Source organism: Thermostichus sp. MS-CIW-30 (assembly GCF_054058015.1).
The window spans coordinates 1-17495 of record NZ_JBSRZW010000002.1; the positions used below are offsets into that span (position 1 = coordinate 1).

Here is a 17495-nt window from a genome sequence, read left to right on the forward strand (position 1 = left end):
CGGCATCTATGTTCTCGTTTTGACAAATTGGCCAGGAACTTCTTGAGTTTTCTCTATCTCGTCAGTGCTCTCTTTTGGCTCAAATGAAAGATCAACACAACCTAAAAAGATAATGGTATAGCATGCAGGGATCCATGTATCCCGACGCTAACCCTGCGGGTAGAGCGCGGGGCTTGTTGCCCCCGCACCCCCGTTGGTTAAACATTAGGTTGCCCAGGAAAGGGATCCCAGCGGCACTCACGTTGTATTATTGGCTACTTCAGCCGGCAGGTCGAGCCTCTTTTGGGGAATCGGGCTAGATTGGATCCCACTGTTGATTTCTGCTGTCCACTTCTAGGGTTCTGGCGGCATGAGTTCTCCGGCCATCCAGTGGTATCCCGGCCATATTGCCAAGGCAATTGGCCAGTTGCGGGAAGAGTTGCAGCGGGTGGATGCAGTCATCGAGGTGTTGGATGCGCGGATCCCGTTGGCCAGTCGTCATCCTGAGCTGGGCCGGTGGCTGGGGGAAAAACCTCGCCTCCTGGCTCTGAACAGGGCGGACTGCATTGAGGCTGGGGATCTGAAAGCTTGGCAGGAGTATTTTTTACGGCAAGGGATCCCTGTCTATCCCACCAATGGCCGCTCAGGAGAAGGGGTGAATCGCCTCAAGCAGGCGGTCTTGCAACTGGGGCAATCGGTCAATATGCGGCGTCAACAGCGGGGAATGCGACCGCGGGCCGTTCGGGCGGTGGTGGTGGGCTTTCCCAATGTGGGCAAATCTGCTTTGCTGAATCGACTGTTGGGGCGGCGGGCAGCTGAGAGCGCAGCACGTCCTGGGGTGACGCGGCAACTGCGGTGGGTGCGGCTGGGGGGAGAGTTGGATCTGTTGGACTCGCCGGGCATCCTACCGCCCTCTCTGCCGGATCAACAGGCGGCCTCTCTATTGGCCATCTGCGATGACATCGGCGAAGCGGCCTACGATCCCGAACGGGTGGCGGCCCACTTTTTGGATCAAGTGCTGAGGGTGCAGCCCCAAGCCGGATCTCTCTTGCAAAAGCGCTACGGTTGGCCGGATCCGATCCCTCCCGGTGGTGCCGCAGTGCAGGAGTTGGCCGAGCGGCGGTATCAAGGGGATCCCCAGCGGGCGGCACGGCAAGTTCTCAACGACTACCGCAAGGGCTTGCTGGGGCCGCTGGCCTTGGAACTCCCTCCCAAGGCTTGAGCCCCTTAGAAGAAATCACGAAAGAAAGTCACGTTGTTGCTATGGGCAGGGAAACCGCTGCTGTGGGGCGTTGACTTTTCCCGAAACTGTCTACAATTGTCCCCAACCGGGATCCAGCCTCTGTTTCCAAGGCCGATACACCTTGAAGTAGACAACGGAACCCACTTGTCTGGCCAAGGCTTTGATGCAAGTGTCTCCACCCATACAGCGCTGGCAAACGGGATGGTTCACCTGCAGACGATTGAACCCCCGCCGCAGCGCACAGGCCGGTTGGCCCCGCAAAATCTCGGCCAGGGATCCCCCCAGCGTCACTTGCCCCAGCGGGATTTGCCCTTCATAGTCCTTGCAACAGGGCACCACCGTGCCGTCGTAGAGGATCCCCGCCTGACCGGAAGCGCCATTGCAGTATCCCCAGCGAGCTGGGATTACCCGGTCTGTCTCCACGTTGCCCCAACTGTCCAAGGGAAACGTTTCCAAAACCAAGCGGGGATGGATGCGGATCTGCTGCCAGCGGCCCGGTCGGTAAGTAGCAATCTGGGCTTCTACCCAATCGAGAGCCGGTGCATCCGGGATCCCTTGCAAAGCTCGTCTGGCCCAAGCCGAGAGCTGAGCGCGCATCTGCTGTGCAGAATCGATCACCGAAAGAGCCTTATGCGGCACCAAAAACGGGTGGGGGCTAGTATCCAGGAATTTGAGATGCACCTGCGTAGGGCTGGAGGAGCGCAAGTGCACCTGCAGAAATTGGGTAATCCCAGCAAAGTAGCGCTCCGGCGTGAGGCGGGGAGGTGCTCTGCGAATGCTGAAGGTGACTGGATCGGGAGTTTGCAGGGAAATGGTTAGCTTAGCAAAGGGGCTGCGGTTCAGCTTTTCAATGTGCTCCGGCCAGAGGGCAAAGGTGCTGCCGTTGCTGGTCAGGTGCAGGCGAAGGCCAAGCTCAGCGGCCCTGCGAATACCCTCGAAAAGGTATGGGTAGAGCAGCGGCTCCCCCATCAGGTGAAAAGCCATCACGCGGGCCAGCCCTGTTGCCGCTACTTCCTCCAAAATCTGCTCCAGCAGAGCGGGCTCCATGTGCCCCCGCCGCCGTTGCATGATCCCATCTGGACAAAACTCGCACTTAAAGTTGCAAACGTTGGTCACCTCTATGTGCAGGCGTTCCAGTTGGGGAATAACAGCAGACATTAACAGCAGACATAGAGAGGGCCGGAACAAGTCGAGGGCAAATAGCGGATCCCCCACAAGCGCTAGGTAGTGATACGCTGTTTATCAGGTTAGATCCGGAGCGGAGCCATCGCAATGCTGAAATGCACCACTCGCCACGTCCACATTTTTGCCGGTGAAGTTACTGCAGACAACAACTTCGTGCCCCGCGACGACCTGTTTACCCTCGATGTGGATCCGGACAACGAGCTGGTCTGGACTGATGCTGCCCTGCAAAAGGTCTATGCCCGTTTCGAAGAGTTGGTGGAAGAATACCGGGGGCGAGACTTGACCGAGTACAATATCCGCCGCATTGGGTCTGACCTGGAACATTTCATCCGATCCCTGCTCAAGCAAGGGGAGATTGCCTACAACCTGCAGGGGCGTGCCCCCAACTTCAGCATGGGCTTTCCCCAGATCCCTGCTGAAGAAATTGTCGGCCAATATATCCCCAAGGGCTAGCTCTTTGCCGGTTCTGGACAGAGTTTTTGATTGTTCTGCATCTAAGGCTTTTACCCATCTGATTGTTGGAGTGTTTCCCCATGTCTGGAGAACCCACCCCCGAGGCCGCTGCTGCCGAGAAACCCGCTGAAGCTGCCAAGCCTGCTGCTGAGGATTCCCCCAAAGCCGCTGCGAAAAAAGTTGCTAAGGAAGAAAAGCCCTTCGAGCAACAAATCACGGAAGAGGTGATCCCGGCGGCCATTGCGGCTTTTCAAAAGCGCGGGGTCAACGATCTGGAGCTGCGCCTAGAAGGCAAGACGCTGGTCGGCGCGTTTGCAGGAGGCAAGAAGCAGTTCAGCGTGCTGTTTGCTGAGGGATCCTTGAATGGCCGCAAGTTCTTCCGCTGTACCACCGAAGGATCCCCGGCCAGCACCATCGAGTCTTTTATGATCGACGAGCGGCGCGTGGATGTCAACCTATTCGTGTTTTATTTGGTGCAGCGCCTTTACGCTCAGCAGTGGTATTGAGTTCGCGTGACCTTGAAGGATCCCTGGCTACCCCTAGCCGGAGAGAGTAAGCCTGCTCGCAAGAGACGAAGGGAGGTGCAGCCGGCTGCAGTTACCGTAAAGCCAGGATCCATCCGGCCATGTTCTTTGGCATGCCCACGATCCCAGAACGGGCACCTTGGCTGCCGCCTTCCCGGAAGATGAGCTGCGCACTTGGCTCGAAGAACGGTACCGCCCCAGCGGGATCAGCCGTTCATAGTCGCGCTTCAGGTTAGGGTGAGAGGCCTGGGCTACTGATCGCGCCAGCGGGACGGAGTCCTTGAAAAGCCTTCTAGCCCCGTGCATTCAACGTTTCTAGTTTGAATCGAAATACCCATAATTGCCCAGAGGGCTGCTCCCGTAGATCAGGTTCCCCGGCAAACGGCGCAGCTGGGGCTCGAACCCGGTCAGCCCAGAGGTTGTTCCCCAGTGCAGGGATCCCTTGCCATTGGGAGGGATGTTCTGTCGAGGCCAAAAAGATTATCGTTTGTAAAGAAAGCTAAGGCGGTGCTACGGGAGGTCTCGAAATGTACATCGTGCAGATTGCGTCTGAATGCGCCCCGGTTATCAAGGCGGGGGGACTGGGGGATGTGGTGTACGGCCTCAGCCGCGAGCTGGAGGTGCGGGGCCACTGTGTCGAGCTGGTTTTGCCCAAGTACGACACGATGCGCTACGACCAGATCTGGGGTTTGCACGACGCCTATCGCGATCTCTGGGTGCCCTGGTACGGGGGAGCCATTCACTGCTCGGTGTACTGCGGCTGGGTGCATGGCCGCCTTTGCTTTTTTATTGAGCCTCACTCAGGAGACAACTTCTTTAATCGCGGGTGTTATTACGGCTGCCCGGATGACAACATGCGTTTTGCTTTTTTCAGCAAGGCGGCTCTAGAGTTTCTCCTACAAAGCAACAAGCGCCCCGACATCATCCATTGCCACGACTGGCAGACAGGGTTGGTACCGGTGCTGCTGTTCGAGATTTACAAGTACCACGGCATGGCAAATCAGCGGGTGTGCTACACCATTCACAACTTCAAACACCAAGGCTTTGGCGGCCCAGAGATTCTTTGGGCTACCGGCCTCAACCGCGAACCCTACTACTTCCACTACGACCGTTTGCGCGATAACTTCAACCCCTTTTCTCTCAACTTTATGAAGGGGGGAATTGTTTTTTCCAACTTTGTCACTACGGTCTCTCCCAATCACGCGCTGGAGGTGCAATTTGGCGACTACGGCTATGGACTTGGCCATACCCTCTACTTGCACCGGCACAAGTTTCGCGGCGTTTTGAATGGCATCGATTACGACATTTGGAACCCGGAGATCGACCGCTTTATCCCCGTGCGCTACACTGCTCAAACGCTGGAAAATAAAGCTAAAAACAAAAAAGCTCTGCGGGATCGGCTGCTACTGCAGGATGTTGACAAGCCTATCGTGGCCTATATCGGGCGATTGGACGAGCAAAAGGGCGTGCATTTGGTGCATCATGCCATCTACCGCTCCCTGTTCAAAAATGCCCAATTTGTTCTGCTGGGATCCGCTACGGAGCGAGGGATCGGCGCTTGGTTTGCCCACGAGAAAAGCTACCTCAACAACAACCCCGATGTTCACATTGAGTTGGGCTTTAACGAAGAACTTTCCCACCTTATCTATGCGGGGGCAGACATCATCGTAGTGCCCAGCCACTACGAACCCTGTGGACTCACTCAGATGATTGGCTTGAAGTATGGCACAGTTCCGGTGGTGAGAGGAGTGGGTGGCCTGGTGGATACCGTCTTCGACCGCGACTACGATCCCCACAAATTGCCCGAGCAACGCAACGGCTACGTCTTTTATCACACAGATCCAGCTGCTTTGGAGTCGGCTCTGGATCGGGCCATCGACCTTTGGTACACCGCTCCTGACCAGTTCCGTCAACTGCAGATTCAAGGCATGAGCTACGACTACTCCTGGAACTATCCTGGCAAGGAGTATCTGGAGATCTACGACTTCATTCGTCACCGCTGAGCCCAACAGCGATCCCCAGCGATCCCAGCTCTTGACCCCAAGGACGAAATGCTGGACGATAGGTAGCAATCTTGGGCTTAACCTTCTCTACAGATTTGCTGCTGAGAAGGGTAAGTCTGCTCCGTTATCTTTCCCTGTCTGTAAGGATCCCCGGCTGCCATGGGTTATCTCGCCTTGGTACTCCACGCGCACCTGCCGTTTGTGCGCCACCCTGAGCAAGACTTTGTGCTGGAGGAAGAATGGCTCTACGAAGCCATCACGGAGACCTATGTGCCGCTGCTGCACATGTTCGAGGGGCTACAGCGAGATGGCATCGACTTTCGCTTCACCATGTCCCTGACGCCGCCCTTGGTGTCGATGCTGCGGGATCCCTTGCTGCAGGAGCGCTACGACCACTACTTGACCAAGTTAGAAGAACTGGCCCAGCTGGAGTACGACAAAAACGCCACCAACGGCCACATTCGCTACCTGGCGGAGCACTACATCAAGCAGTTTGCCATGGTGCGGGATCTCTGGGAGCGCTACGACCGGGATCTGGTGCGAGCTTTTAAGCAGTTTCAAGACAGCGGCAACCTGGAGATCATCACCTGTGGGGCTACCCACGGCTACCTGCCCTTGATGCAGATGTACCCGCAGGCAGTCTGGGCGCAGTTGATTGTAGCTTGTGAGCACTACAACGAGCACTTTGGCCAATGGCCGCGGGGGATCTGGCTGCCGGAATGCGCCTACTACCAAGGGCTGGAGCGGATGATTGCCGATGCCGGCCTGCGCTACATGATCACCGACGCCCATGGTCTTCTCTACGCCAAGCCCCGGCCTCGTTACGGCATGTACGCCCCCATTTTTACCGAGACCGGCGTCGCCGTTTTCGGGCGGGATCACGAGTCTTCGCAGCAGGTGTGGTCGGCAGAGGTGGGCTATCCAGGGGATCCGGTTTACCGCGAGTTCTACAAAGACCTAGGGTATGAGGCCGACTACGAGTACATCAAGCCTTACATCATGCCCAACGGCCAGCGGAAAAACACCGGCATCAAGTACCACCGCATCACCGGGCGCAACCTGGACCTGGGGCAAAAGCAGCTTTACGACCCCTATTGGGCGCGGGAGAAAGCGGCAGAGCATGCGGGCAACTTTATGTTCAACCGCCAGCGGCAAATCGAATATTTGTACAGCGTCATGGGCCGCCCGCCGCTGGTGGTGGCCCCCTACGATGCGGAGTTGTTCGGCCACTGGTGGTACGAGGGCCCTTGGTTTTTGGATTTTCTCATCCGCAAGAGCTACTTCGACCAAAACACCTACCGCATGACTCACCTGGCGGAGTACCTGCGGGAGAACCCCACCCAGCAGGTGTGCAAACCTGCCCAGTCCAGTTGGGGGGCGCGCGGCTTCCACGAGTACTGGCTCAACCCCACCAACGCCTGGATCTACCCCCACCTGCACAAGGCCACCGAGCGGATGATCGAGCTGAGCCGTCGCGAGCCTGCCGATGACCTAGAATGGCGGGCCTTGAACCAGGCGGCGCGAGAATTGCTACTGGCTCAATCGTCTGACTGGGCTTTCATCATGCGCACGGGGACGATGGTTCCCTACGCGGTGCGCCGCACCAAGTCCCATCTGCTGCGCTTCAACCACCTCTACGAGAAGATCAAAGAGGGTCAGTTTCGGCGAGAAAAAGCCACCCCTGAAGAGGAGCAGTGGCTGGCCAAGGTGGAATACATGGACAACATCTTCCCCAATATCAACTACCGGGTTTACCGACCCCTCTAAGCCGGTTGGGCAGGTCTGGAGGGTGCCTGCTTCCGACCGCCAGAGACACCAGAGGCAGAAGTTTCCGGCTACCCTCCTTGAGGGGATCGAACTACCCCAGGGCAGGAGGGATCCTCCGTTCGTTGCGCTGATCCCAACCTTCCTCTCCTTTTGGGAAAGGGGCAGGAGTCGCTCGTGTTGGCCTCGCAGAGCGCTCAGGGAGCGTTTTAATCTGGCTTGTTCAGTAGCCCCGATATCCCCGAAGACTCCCTGCTGCTGGGGCCCGCCTTCCCCAGCCGAATGGTCAGGCCGTCGGTTCTAGAGCTTGGTGCCGCACTCGGCGCAAAACTTGTGCAGGGTGGGGTTTTTGGTGCCGCAATTGGGGCAGTAGATCAGCTCGGCGGCTTGTTCCAGTTGCCGCTTCTCCGGCAGCCCGATCATCTGATAGTTAGCTTTGCCGGCAGGCACCATCGGGTAGCAGTTTTCATCCCGCTTGACCACAAAGTCGGCCACTACCGGCCCCTCGTGCTTGAGGATCTCCTGGATGGCATCTTCCAGTTGGTCGGGGTGATCGACGCGGATCCCTTTTACCCCAAAAGCCTCGGCTAGCTTGACAAAATCCGGCATTCCGGGAGACATATCCGAGTGGGAGTAGCGCTCGCCGTGGAAGGCCTGCTGCCACTGCCGCACCATGCCCTGCCAGCCGTTGTTGATGATGGCCACTTTGGTGGCAATGCCGTACTGAGCCACTGTGCCCAGCTCTTGCATGTTCATCTGGAAGCTGGCATCGCCACTGATGCAGATGACTTCTTCGTGAGGCAGGGCTACCTTGACTCCCATCGCCGCGGGGAACCCGTAGCCCATGGTGCCCAGCCCAGAACTGGAGATCCATTGGCGCGGCCCGTTGCGCAGAAACTGCGCCGCCCACATCTGATGCTGGCCAACATCGGTGGTGTAGTAGGCGTGGGGAGCATGACGACGAAAGGCATCGATCACCTGTTGGGGGGCAATCACGCCTTCGTAGCTGGGCACCTGCAGGGGATAGTCCCGCTTCCAGCGCTCGATCCGATCCAGCCAGGCCTGAGTTAGGCCTGGAGTAGAAGGCATTTTGCTCAGTTGAGCCAGCATCTCCACCAGAACAGTGCGCACATCTCCTACAATCGGCACATCGGGCGCACGGTTTTTGCCCACCTCGGCTGGGTCGATGTCGATGTGAATGACTTTGGCGTGCTTGGCAAATTCATCTAGCTTGCCGGTCACGCGATCGTCAAAGCGGGCCCCCACCGCAATGAGCAGGTCGCACTCGGTGACGGCGAAGTTGGCATAGGCCGTGCCGTGCATGCCCAGCATCCCCACCGACAGGGGATCGTTCTCATCGAAAGCCCCTTTGCCCATGAGGGTGGTGGTCACCGGGATCCGATAGGTGTGGGCCAGCTCGGCAATTTCGGCGTGGGCACCGGAGATGATCGCCCCACCTCCCACATACAGCAAGGGCCGCTTGGCCTGCAGGATCAGCTTGGCCGCTGTGTGGATTTGCCGTGGGTTGCCACGCACGGTGGGCTTGTAGCCGGGGATGTTGATCTCGCTGACGGGTTGATAGTCAAACTCTTCCAGGCCCACATCTTTGGGGATGTCGATCAGCACCGGCCCGGGCCGCCCTGTCCCGGCAATGTGAAAAGCCTCTGCCACGATCCGAGACATTTGGCGCGGATCCCGTACCACGTAGGAGTGCTTGACAATGGGCAGGGTGATGCCAAAGATGTCCGTCTCCTGGAAGCCGTCGGTGCCAATCAGATGGCGAGGTACCTGCCCAGTGATGACCACCATGGGTACAGAGTCCATCATGGCGTTGGCGATGCCCGTCACCAGGTTGGTCGCCCCTGGGCCAGAGGTAGCAAAACACACCCCCACCTTGCCAGTGGCGCGAGCATATCCGTCGGCGGCGTGGGCAGCCGCTTGTTCGTGGCGTACCAGGTAATGTTTGAGCAGCCCCTGAGACTCGGCTTTGTACAGCTCGTCGTAGATGGGGAGGATGGCTCCCCCCGGATAGCCAAAGATGTGTTGCACCCCATGCCGGTGCAGGCTGTCCACCAACGCATATCCACCAGTCGCCACGGTGTCTCCTCCCCACTGAGATGACCGAACGTCAAACGCCCGCTCTCAGGAGCGCCAGCGCAGACAGGGTAGTGGCCAGAAGTTGGCCAACTTTGTATTCAATTCTACAGTCTAGCAGTGGTTTGCTTTGGAATCGCTTAGGCTTTCACGGTCGGCTAAAGTAACACTGGGGATCCCTAGGGATCCTGGCCGGATGTGTTGAAGGTGCCCCATCCATGATTGGAGAGCCAACCCCCATTGACCCCGGGCCGGAGCGGTCTCAGGGCAGCTTGCTGCTGTCTGTGCCCATCCTCGGATCCCCGCACAGCGCTGTGGGATCCCGACAGTGGCTGGTATGGGGAGCGCTGGGGATCTTTCTGGTGGGTCTGGGGTTGCGCCTGTGGCGGCTGGACGAGTTCCCGGCACCTGTGTTCGATGAGGTGTACTTCCCGGAGTTTGCCCAGAACTACCTGGATGGCAAGCCTTTTTACGATGTGCATCCCCCCCTGGGAAAGTACTTCATTGCCCTCAGCATTCGGGTGTTTGGCCGCAACGAGTGGGGATTCCGCTTCGCCACTGCTTTTTGCGGATCCCTGATCCCTCTGTTGCTGACCGGTTTAGCCTACCGCCTCACCTACCACGTGGGCTTTGCTCTGTTGAGCGGGGTTTTGCTGCTGACCGATGGGGTGTTTCTGGTGGAATCCCGCTTTGGCCTGATCAACGTGTATCTGGTAGCCTTTGGGCTGGCAGCGACCATTCTGTTGCTCAGAGGTCTAGAAGACCAAGGTTGGCGACGGGCTGCTCACTTTGCTTGCTCCGGGATCCTGTTGGGGGCGGCAGCTTCGGTGAAGTGGAATGGCCTCTGGTTTGCCTTCATGTTTGCTCTGTTGGGGATCCTCGTCTGGGGGGTGGTCTGGCTGCGCCCGCAGTGGATCCCACGGTTGGGCATTTTGAGCCAGATTCGTCATCTGCGCTGGTGGCACTATGCGTTCTGCTTCATCCTCGCTCCGCTGGCCTTTTACGCCATTCAGTGGATCCCGCACCTGCAGCTGAATCCCCAACAGGGACTAACTCTGGATTGGAGCTGGACGGGCATCCAGAATTATTTCCGATCCCTGGTACTCATCAACCAATCCATCTACGGCGGCCACATGGCAGCCCACCTGGTGGTGAACGAAGAGACCCCTGTTCACCCCTACTGCTCCACCAGCTTGCGATCCCTGGTGGCTTGGTTCCCGGCTTTGCGTCCTTGGCTGACCACCCCCTTGGCCTCGGCAGGAGCTTGGTCCTGGCCAATTCTGGGCCGCCCCGTGGCCTACTACTTCAGCAGTCAGGGCAACCTCTGGCAAGCTGTTCATGGCGTGGGCAATCCTTGGCTGTGGTGGCTGGGGACGGGATCCATCTTGGTGCTCGTCTGGCGAGGGATCCGCCACTTTCACGGTCTCGAAGCCTTCATTTTGATTGGCTATGCGGCCAATTACCTGCCTTGGTTTAGGGTCAGCCGCTGCGTTTTTATCTACCACTACATGAGCGCTCTGGCGTTTAGCACCCTAGCCCTGGCTTGGTTGGTGCTGCTGGGCTGGCAGAGCTATCGCCGCTTTTGGCGCGGGGCGAGCATCACGGCGGTGGCCTTGGTTTTGGCGTCCTTTGTCTTCTTTTTCCCCGTTTGGCTTGGCCTGCCCCTCAGTCCAAGCGGATTCTACGCCCGCATGTGGTTTCGCTCTAGCCCGGTGCCGCTGTTCTGTTTCAGCCCCCAATCCTGCCAACAGCCCCCGCTGCACCTGCCGCCCATCCCCGGCTTGAACTGGATCTAAGGGAGGCATGGTAAGCTTTGTGAAGTTTGTTTCGTGAAATGCGGCGCTCCGTTACCGAAAGATGGAGCGAGGTTCGCGAAACCCTTGTGGTGGAGGTAGTGGAAACGTCATGGCCCGATCTTGCCCGAGTTCTGCCAACTCTCCCCGCCGTCCACTGGCTTATTCAGAGCAAGCTGTCCCGGTTGGGGTGATCGGGGTAGGCAACATGGGCCAGCACCACACCCGCGTTTTCAGCCTGATGAAGGATGTGCGGGTCGTGGGGGTAGCGGATATCAACGTGGAACGGGGATTGGATGTGGCCAGCCGCCACCGCGTTCATTTCTATGAGGACTACCGCGATCTGCTGCCCCATGTAGCTGCCGTGGCCATTGCCGTGCCGACGGTTCTGCACCACGAGGTGGGTATGGCCTGCCTGGAGGCCGGGGTACATGTGCTGATCGAAAAGCCCATCGCTGCCAGCATCAGCGAAGCAGAATCGCTGGTGAACCGAGCTGCCGATTGCAATTGTATTTTGCAGGTGGGGCACATCGAGCGCTTCAGCCCTGTTTTCCAAAAGCTGGGCCAAGTCTTGCAAAGTGAAGAACCTCTGGCTTTTGAGGCTCACCGTCTCAGCCCCTATTCCGACCGCGCCAGCGATGTGTCGGTGGTATTCGACTTGATGATCCACGACATCGACCTATTGCTGGAGCTGATCCCATCTCCCGTGACCCAGATTACCGCCAGCGGCAACCGCATCTCCAAGCTGGGCTACCTGGACTACGTCACGGCTACTCTCACTTTTGCCAACGGTGCCATCGCCACCCTCACTGCCAGCAAGGTCACCCACCGCAAGGTGCGCAAAATTGCCGTCCACTGCAAGAATGCCTTGGTAGAAGCAGATTTTCTACACAATGAGATCTCGGTGTACCGCCAGGGATCCGTCGGCAGCACCAGCGACTACGGCCAAATGCCCTACCAGCGGGATTGTTTGATTGAGAAAGTCCACACCGACAATATCGACAAGCTGCATGCCGAACTGGAGCACTTCATCAATTGCGTGCGGGGGGGCAACCAACCTTCTGTGGGTGGGGAACAGGCCCTGAAAGCATTGAGGCTGGCCTCGGAGGTAGAGCGGATTGCTTTGGATGGATGTGCCTGGAGCGAAGCCAAGCCCCGCCGTAGTCTCCTATCCTAGTCTTTAACGCAAGCCCCAGATGGGGGCAGAGCCCTGTTGTTGGCCCATAGCCATTCCAGCATCAGGCTGGGGAAGAAAAAGCGACATTCGCGCCCGCGGAGTGCAGCTCTATTGACAGCTCCCCATTCGGGTGGCAGCTTTTCGAGCGAGCAATGGGGCTCCCACCAGACTCAGGCAAGAGGTGGCATCCACAGCTGTGAAATCGGGCACGCAAGCCCCGGCAGCAACGGCGAGTCCAATTCGAGTCCAATTCATCTTTCCCAAGCAAGTTTTGATCAACACCAACTGCCTTTGCTGACGCCGGTAGACTTCCACTTGTTGCTGTTGCCAGTCCACCACTCAATACTCCTGTAGCCCAAGCCGACTGTAAAGCTTGAGCTTAGTTTGCTTATCTTGGCCAATATTGCGAGCTCCAGGGCTCAGCACTTCTACCGCCGATTCTGGGGCACTGTGGAGTTTGCCATCCGCCCCTAACGCTGTTCTCAGTCGAGAGCGGCTTACCCACACCACATCAGGAGCCACATCGTCATCTTCGGCAAAAATCACTCCCGGAGCAGTGTTGGCCAATCTCAGGCCCGTTTTCTCACTCTATTCGCCTTTCAAATTTCTTCTAAGATGCGAAACTGCACATGGTTAATGGCCAGCTCCCCAATTGAGGCTTGGTCGGTGTTGATCGTCTCGAAAGGGATCCCTTTGGCGATCTCGGCATGGGTCCAGGGCAGGCCCATGAAGTAGCGCTGCGAGTAGGGGCGCTCCCCCCGATCGTCGGGGTTCGACTCCATCGGCACCCAACCCCAGCCGGGCAGATAAAACTCAATCCACACGTGGTTGTACTGGGGAAACAGCGGGATCCCTTTCAGTTCTGGATGGGGAGGACATTTGTAGCGCCCCACCGTGCGGCAAGGGATTCCATTGAGGCGGGCCAAAGCCAACAGCACCCCCACATATTCGCCACAAGAACCGGAGCCACGCCGCAAAACCTCATCCGGCGGATCGATGCGAGAGGTGACCCGGTAGGAGAGCTTGTCGTAAACATAGGCCCGGATATTGAGCATTTTGCGCAGCAAGTTGGTCTCGCTGCCGACGGCCCGCCGCGCTGCCTCTCGGACAATCGAGGTGTCCATGGCCAGGTAGTCATCGTCCACCAAGTAGCGATCCCGTAGGTCTGGGGGCACGACGGCATCTTCTACATCCAGCGGATCGATGCAGTACTTGATACTGTAGAGATCCAACACCGCCCGCCAGCCAAACAAGCGCACCTCATGGGCCCCCAGGGATCCCAGCGAAAACACTGCCACCTGTTGGCCAGATTGCTCTTCCACTTCAAACGGCAGACCTACCCAGTGCAGGCTGCGCACCCGTTGGCGAAGGCTGTTGCAGGGCAAGGCAATTCGCCAGACCAAATCGGGCAGGAAGCGCGGCTCTTCTTGGGCAATTTCTTCCACATAGGTCAGCTCCACCCGATAGCCGTGGGAGAGGGTGTAGGTGGCGCGTTCCCCCAGACACTGGGGCTGAAAAACTACCGGACAGGCAATGGGGGAATCCTCGGCCTCGGTTCCACTGCCGCCAGAGGGGTTGGGGGAGCTAGGGGGATCCAAAGGCCGCAGGCGTAGGGGGGCCACCCAGGTTTTATCGCGCAGGGCCACCGACAAGGGATCTGGAGCGTTGGGGTTGTCGTGGATGTAGGCTTCTTCGTGGGCATAGGCCACCCAGAGTTGCCCCCGCCAATGGGCCAAGCCTGTTGGCCCAGGAGAAGGGGTGAGGATACGGGCCAGTTCTCGCCCGGTCTGGCGCTCCAGCACATAGATCGTCTCTTCCACCCGATCGCTCACCCAGAGGTAGTCTCCCTGCACCGCAATGTGTTCTCGGCCAACCCCAGGGGCAGGCATCTCCTGCACGATGAGACCACGGCTGGGATCCAGTTGCAGGATTTTTTCCCGTCGGTAGCAGGTGGCATAGAGGTAGCGGTTTCCCGTGTGGGGATCGCTCCAGAGGGCGATCCCTTCGATAGGGTAGGGGCACCTACACACTGGAAAGGCTTCCAGGGATCCCGGTTGCTGCAGAGCGGACATGGGAATGCGCAAGATTTGCCCCTCTTGCTCCCGACTGAGCCAAATCCACGCTTGATCCCCTTCTGACTCTACCCACAAACCGTAAGCGCCTTGGAAAGAATGGACATGATGGGGATTGAGCAGCAGGGTGTTGTGCTCTTGAATTTCCACCAAATAGCCCCTCACCCGATCCAAGCCCAACAGGCGATCTCCCCAGGTGGCCAAACCTTCCAAAGCAACCAGCCCCAGAGGTTGCAGAGGGGCCACAGTTCCCTGTTGCCGCCCAGATGGAGGCCACCAAGCAGGCTGGGATCCTCTTGCCGTGGAACCTAGATTTTTCAGAGCACCCAGATCATTTGCCGGATGGATGGCAACCATGAAGGCTTCCTTGCCTATGGATGAAGTTGACATGCTGGCGCGATCTGCACCAAGGCGGTACGACTGTCCAATATTTACTGTCCAACATTATTATGATGCGCCTCTTTTCAACCCCACACCCAAGGCTTCTCGACCGATGTATCCCTGCTAGTCTTGCCAGGACTGGAGAATGTTACGATGATGGCGGCTTTTTGGCCAGCAAGATAGAGCAGCGGTGGGGAGTGGTAGGGGATGGAGTTGGCCTTGGCAGTTGGGGGCTTGGTGGCAGGGATCCTAGCCGGGGTTCTGGGCATTGGCGGTGGAACGATCCTGGTGCCCTTACAGGTCAGCTTGGGGATCCCACCGGTTCAAGCTGCAGCCACCAGCAACCTTTCCATCGTTATGACCTCGATTGCGGGCAGCATCCAAAACTGGCGGATGGGCATGCTGGATTTGAAACGGGTGATCCTGCTGGGGATCCCAGCGTTGCTTACGGCTCAAGTAGGAGCAATTATCGCCAGTCGCCTTCCCAGCTATCTGCTGTTGGCAGCGTTTGGAGTGTTGCTGCTGGCCAACACTTACCTGGTGCAACTCAACAAAAAGGTGGTTATCCAGGCCCAAGAATTGGGGGCTGACGTCAGCGGTGCCGAGCACCTCAGCGGGACGGAGTCCTCAGGGCAGATGTCTCCCTGGTTAGCCCGCGCCCTGACCGGCGGCACTGCCGGTTTGTTGGCCGGGCTGTTTGGCATCGGCGGTGGGGTGATCCTGGTGCCAATGCAGATCCTGCTGCTGAAAGAGACAATCAAAGTGGCGATTCAGACCAGTCTGGGGGCCATTGTGATCACAGCAGTTGCTGCCACTGCCAGCCATGCGGGCCTCAGCGATTGGATCTGGAATGGCCTGGGGTTCGGGGACGGCACCATCCACCAGAATGTGCTCTGGATCCCAGGTTTAATCTTGGGCACAGGGGGGTTAATCGGTGTACAGATTAGCACACGCACCCTGCCCAAATTGCCCGATGAAACCGTCAGTCTGTTGTTTCGGGGCTTCCTGACCATTCTTTCTCTTTACATTTTTTGGCAAGCCTGGCAAGGTTATCGAGCTCTGTGAAGTGATCCTGGTCTGCCCCAGTGCTCGGGACAGCAGTCCTGGTTCCAAGCTACGGTCATTTGGATTTAAACTGGGACACTGAACTCAAACCCAAAATGTTGCATGCACTGATCCAAAAGGCTTTTCAAGGACTCCGTCCCGCTGGCGCGATCAGCAGCCCAGGCGTCTCACCCTAACCTGAAATGACTCTATCGGGTGTCGCTCCCAGCTTTCGGGCCTGATGACTCAGATGGATTCAACGGTTTGAAAGACTTGGCTACGCTGGACGCGCTTTCCCCTCAGAGGGCAGGGCTTTTGCTACTTGGGATAGATCCCCTTGTTTGCAGAGGTCATGCACAGGGTAGCTGCCGAAGAGCTTCAAGGTTTCAGCAATTGATTCCAGTGCCGCAACCACCTCGGCATCCAAATAGGGTTGGCCGATAGGGTTCTCCAAATCGACAAAAAAGACATACGTCCCTGCCGATTTTTTGGTGGGGCGCGACTCAATGCGAGACATATTCAGGCCTCGCTCCGCAAACACTTGCAGAGGTTTCAGCAGTGCTCCCGGCACGTTGTGGGGCAGGCTGAAGGCCAAGGAAGTATGGGATCCCCCCGGAGAAGCAGGATCGGCAGAGGTTTCACCCTGTTGACCGGAACGCGAGAGCGGCGCACGGCCAATAACCCAAAAGCGAGTGCAATTGTCGGGGTGATCGTTGATCGGGCAGGCCAAGACCGGCAGTTGGTAGAGGGTGGCAGCTCGTTCTGAGGCGATGACGGCGGCGCTGGGCTGCTCCTGCAGGCGATCCAATTCTTCGGTGGTCGAGCGGGTTGGGATCAAAGTGGCCTGGGGCAGATGGGATCTCAGCCAAGCCTGACATTGGGCCAAAGCTTGCGGGTGGGAGTAGACCTGCTCAATTTGCTCCAACCGCGAGGCACGTCCGATGAGGGCATGGCGAATGGGCAGGATCAGCGCCTGCCGGATCCCTAGCCCCTCCAGTTGCCAGAGGGCGTCTAAGGTCATCGAGACCCCCCCCTCCACCGAGTTTTCCACCGGCACCACCGCCCATTGTTGCTGGCCGGCAGCTACCGCCTCTAGACAGGCGCTGATCGTTGGATAAGGCACTAAGGGGTGGGATCCCTGGCTGTGCAGGTGAGGCTGCTCAGGGCAGGCCAGCAAAGCTGCCAACTCTGTGTAGGTTCCAGCAGGGCCGAGGAAGGCCACTGGCGAAGGGGAAACGTTCGCGCTAGCGGAGCGCAGCTCCATCAGAGCCATTCCTTCAATTGTCGCTAGGGGCCAGTTCTAACTCTATCGTCTCGGCGTCGCGCAGCAGCAAAGGACATTCAGGTTCTGGGCAACGGGGATTGGCCGCCACCTTGTCCATGGCCTTCACCACCTCCAACCGGATCAGCCTCTGCAACTCCTGATCCGCTTGAATGGCTTCTAAAGTTCGGAGAGAGCCGTGAAAACTGGTGGCGTATCGAGGCTGGAGGTTGTTCAAAGCCAGGGCGGCAGCATCGTTACAGAATTTCTCGCAGAAGCAGTAGCGCTGTTGACTCTCCATCAGCAGGATTTCATTGACCATCTCCAGAACAGCCCGTTCCATTTGATTTTCCAGGCTCTTCAGAGGCTTATGTTGCTCCGCCATCGCTACCTCCCAATGGGAACCGAATCCGCCGCCAAGTCACTGTTTTCAGTGATCAGGAGTGCCCTCGATTACCTTCGATGCTGCTCTACTCTCTGTTGACACGTCAAGTCAAGCCCTCTGCTGCCGACGCAAACAGC

At 58.0% G+C, this 17495-nt stretch carries 13 protein-coding genes and 2 pseudogenes; 9 read left to right on the top strand and 6 right to left on the bottom strand.

Annotated features, from left to right (window positions below; translation table 11 throughout):
* Positions 1-87: pseudogene (locus tag ACVWXW_RS00960) on the top strand (IS5-like element ISSoc13 family transposase); the annotation flags it as partial.
* A 262-nt stretch (positions 88-349) separates the two neighbouring features.
* The gene (gene ylqF / locus ACVWXW_RS00965) at positions 350-1201 is read left to right on the top strand and encodes a ribosome biogenesis GTPase YlqF (RefSeq protein WP_414343260.1); all 852 of its coding nucleotides are present in this window, start codon (positions 350-352) and stop codon (positions 1199-1201) included.
* 90 nt (positions 1202-1291) lie between these two features.
* On the opposite strand, the gene ACVWXW_RS00970 is transcribed toward ylqF, so the two are convergent.
* On the bottom strand, positions 1292-2380 hold the full coding sequence (locus tag ACVWXW_RS00970; RefSeq protein ID WP_457402269.1) for a radical SAM/SPASM domain-containing protein: 1089 nt from the start codon (positions 2378-2380) through the stop codon (positions 1292-1294).
* A gap of 114 nt (positions 2381-2494) precedes the next feature.
* Here ACVWXW_RS00970 and ACVWXW_RS00975 point away from each other — a divergent pair, with 114 nt between their 5' ends.
* The 4 genes from ACVWXW_RS00975 (at position 2495) to ACVWXW_RS00990 (ending at position 7154) form a co-directional block, all read left to right on the top strand.
* Positions 2495-2860 (top strand): NAD(P)H-quinone oxidoreductase subunit M, encoded by a 366-nt coding sequence (locus tag ACVWXW_RS00975; protein WP_011432289.1) that lies wholly within the window; start codon positions 2495-2497, stop codon positions 2858-2860.
* 80 nt (positions 2861-2940) lie between these two features.
* A complete protein-coding gene (locus ACVWXW_RS00980) occupies positions 2941-3366 on the top strand; it encodes a DUF2996 domain-containing protein (protein ID WP_414330231.1) in 426 nt (141 codons plus the stop codon).
* Positions 3367-3911: 545 nt separating this feature from the next.
* A complete protein-coding gene (gene glgA, locus ACVWXW_RS00985; RefSeq protein WP_457402271.1) occupies positions 3912-5387 on the top strand; it encodes a glycogen synthase GlgA in 1476 nt (491 codons plus the stop codon).
* Positions 5388-5546: 159 nt separating this feature from the next.
* Positions 5547-7154, top strand: a complete 1608-nt coding sequence (locus tag ACVWXW_RS00990) for a glycoside hydrolase family 57 protein (protein ID WP_414330234.1) — start codon at positions 5547-5549, stop codon at positions 7152-7154.
* A gap of 297 nt (positions 7155-7451) precedes the next feature.
* Here ACVWXW_RS00990 and ilvB read toward each other — a convergent pair.
* A pseudogene (gene ilvB / locus ACVWXW_RS00995) lies at positions 7452-9251 on the bottom strand (biosynthetic-type acetolactate synthase large subunit); the annotation flags it as partial.
* Positions 9252-9463: 212 nt separating this feature from the next.
* On the opposite strand from ilvB, the gene ACVWXW_RS01000 reads away from it, so the two are divergent.
* Both ACVWXW_RS01000 and ACVWXW_RS01005 read left to right on the top strand, forming a co-directional pair.
* Positions 9464-11041, top strand: coding sequence for a phospholipid carrier-dependent glycosyltransferase (locus tag ACVWXW_RS01000; RefSeq protein WP_457402273.1), 1578 nt, complete (start codon positions 9464-9466; stop codon positions 11039-11041).
* A gap of 109 nt (positions 11042-11150) precedes the next feature.
* Positions 11151-12215 carry a Gfo/Idh/MocA family protein gene (locus tag ACVWXW_RS01005; protein ID WP_011432295.1) on the top strand — a complete coding sequence of 355 codons (1065 nt, stop codon included), beginning with the start codon at positions 11151-11153 and terminating at the stop codon, positions 12213-12215.
* A 339-nt stretch (positions 12216-12554) separates the two neighbouring features.
* On the opposite strand, the gene ACVWXW_RS01010 is transcribed toward ACVWXW_RS01005, so the two are convergent.
* A complete protein-coding gene (locus ACVWXW_RS01010) occupies positions 12555-12782 on the bottom strand; it encodes a Uma2 family endonuclease (RefSeq protein WP_457402275.1) in 228 nt (75 codons plus the stop codon).
* A gap of 32 nt (positions 12783-12814) precedes the next feature.
* A complete protein-coding gene (locus tag ACVWXW_RS01015; protein WP_457402276.1) occupies positions 12815-14533 on the bottom strand; it encodes a transglutaminase domain-containing protein in 1719 nt (572 codons plus the stop codon).
* Positions 14534-14875: 342 nt separating this feature from the next.
* On the opposite strand from ACVWXW_RS01015, the gene ACVWXW_RS01020 reads away from it, so the two are divergent.
* A complete protein-coding gene (locus ACVWXW_RS01020) occupies positions 14876-15733 on the top strand; it encodes a sulfite exporter TauE/SafE family protein (RefSeq protein WP_457402278.1) in 858 nt (285 codons plus the stop codon).
* A 256-nt stretch (positions 15734-15989) separates the two neighbouring features.
* Here the strand turns inward: ACVWXW_RS01020 and pheA are convergent, their stop codons facing one another.
* Positions 15990-16976, bottom strand: coding sequence for a prephenate dehydratase (pheA, locus tag ACVWXW_RS01025; RefSeq protein ID WP_457402280.1), 987 nt, complete (start codon positions 16974-16976; stop codon positions 15990-15992).
* Between the two features lie 13 nt (positions 16977-16989).
* Positions 16990-17358 carry a late competence development ComFB family protein gene (locus tag ACVWXW_RS01030; RefSeq protein WP_414330167.1) on the bottom strand — a complete coding sequence of 123 codons (369 nt, stop codon included), beginning with the start codon at positions 17356-17358 and terminating at the stop codon, positions 16990-16992.
* Positions 17359-17495 lie beyond the last annotated feature (137 nt).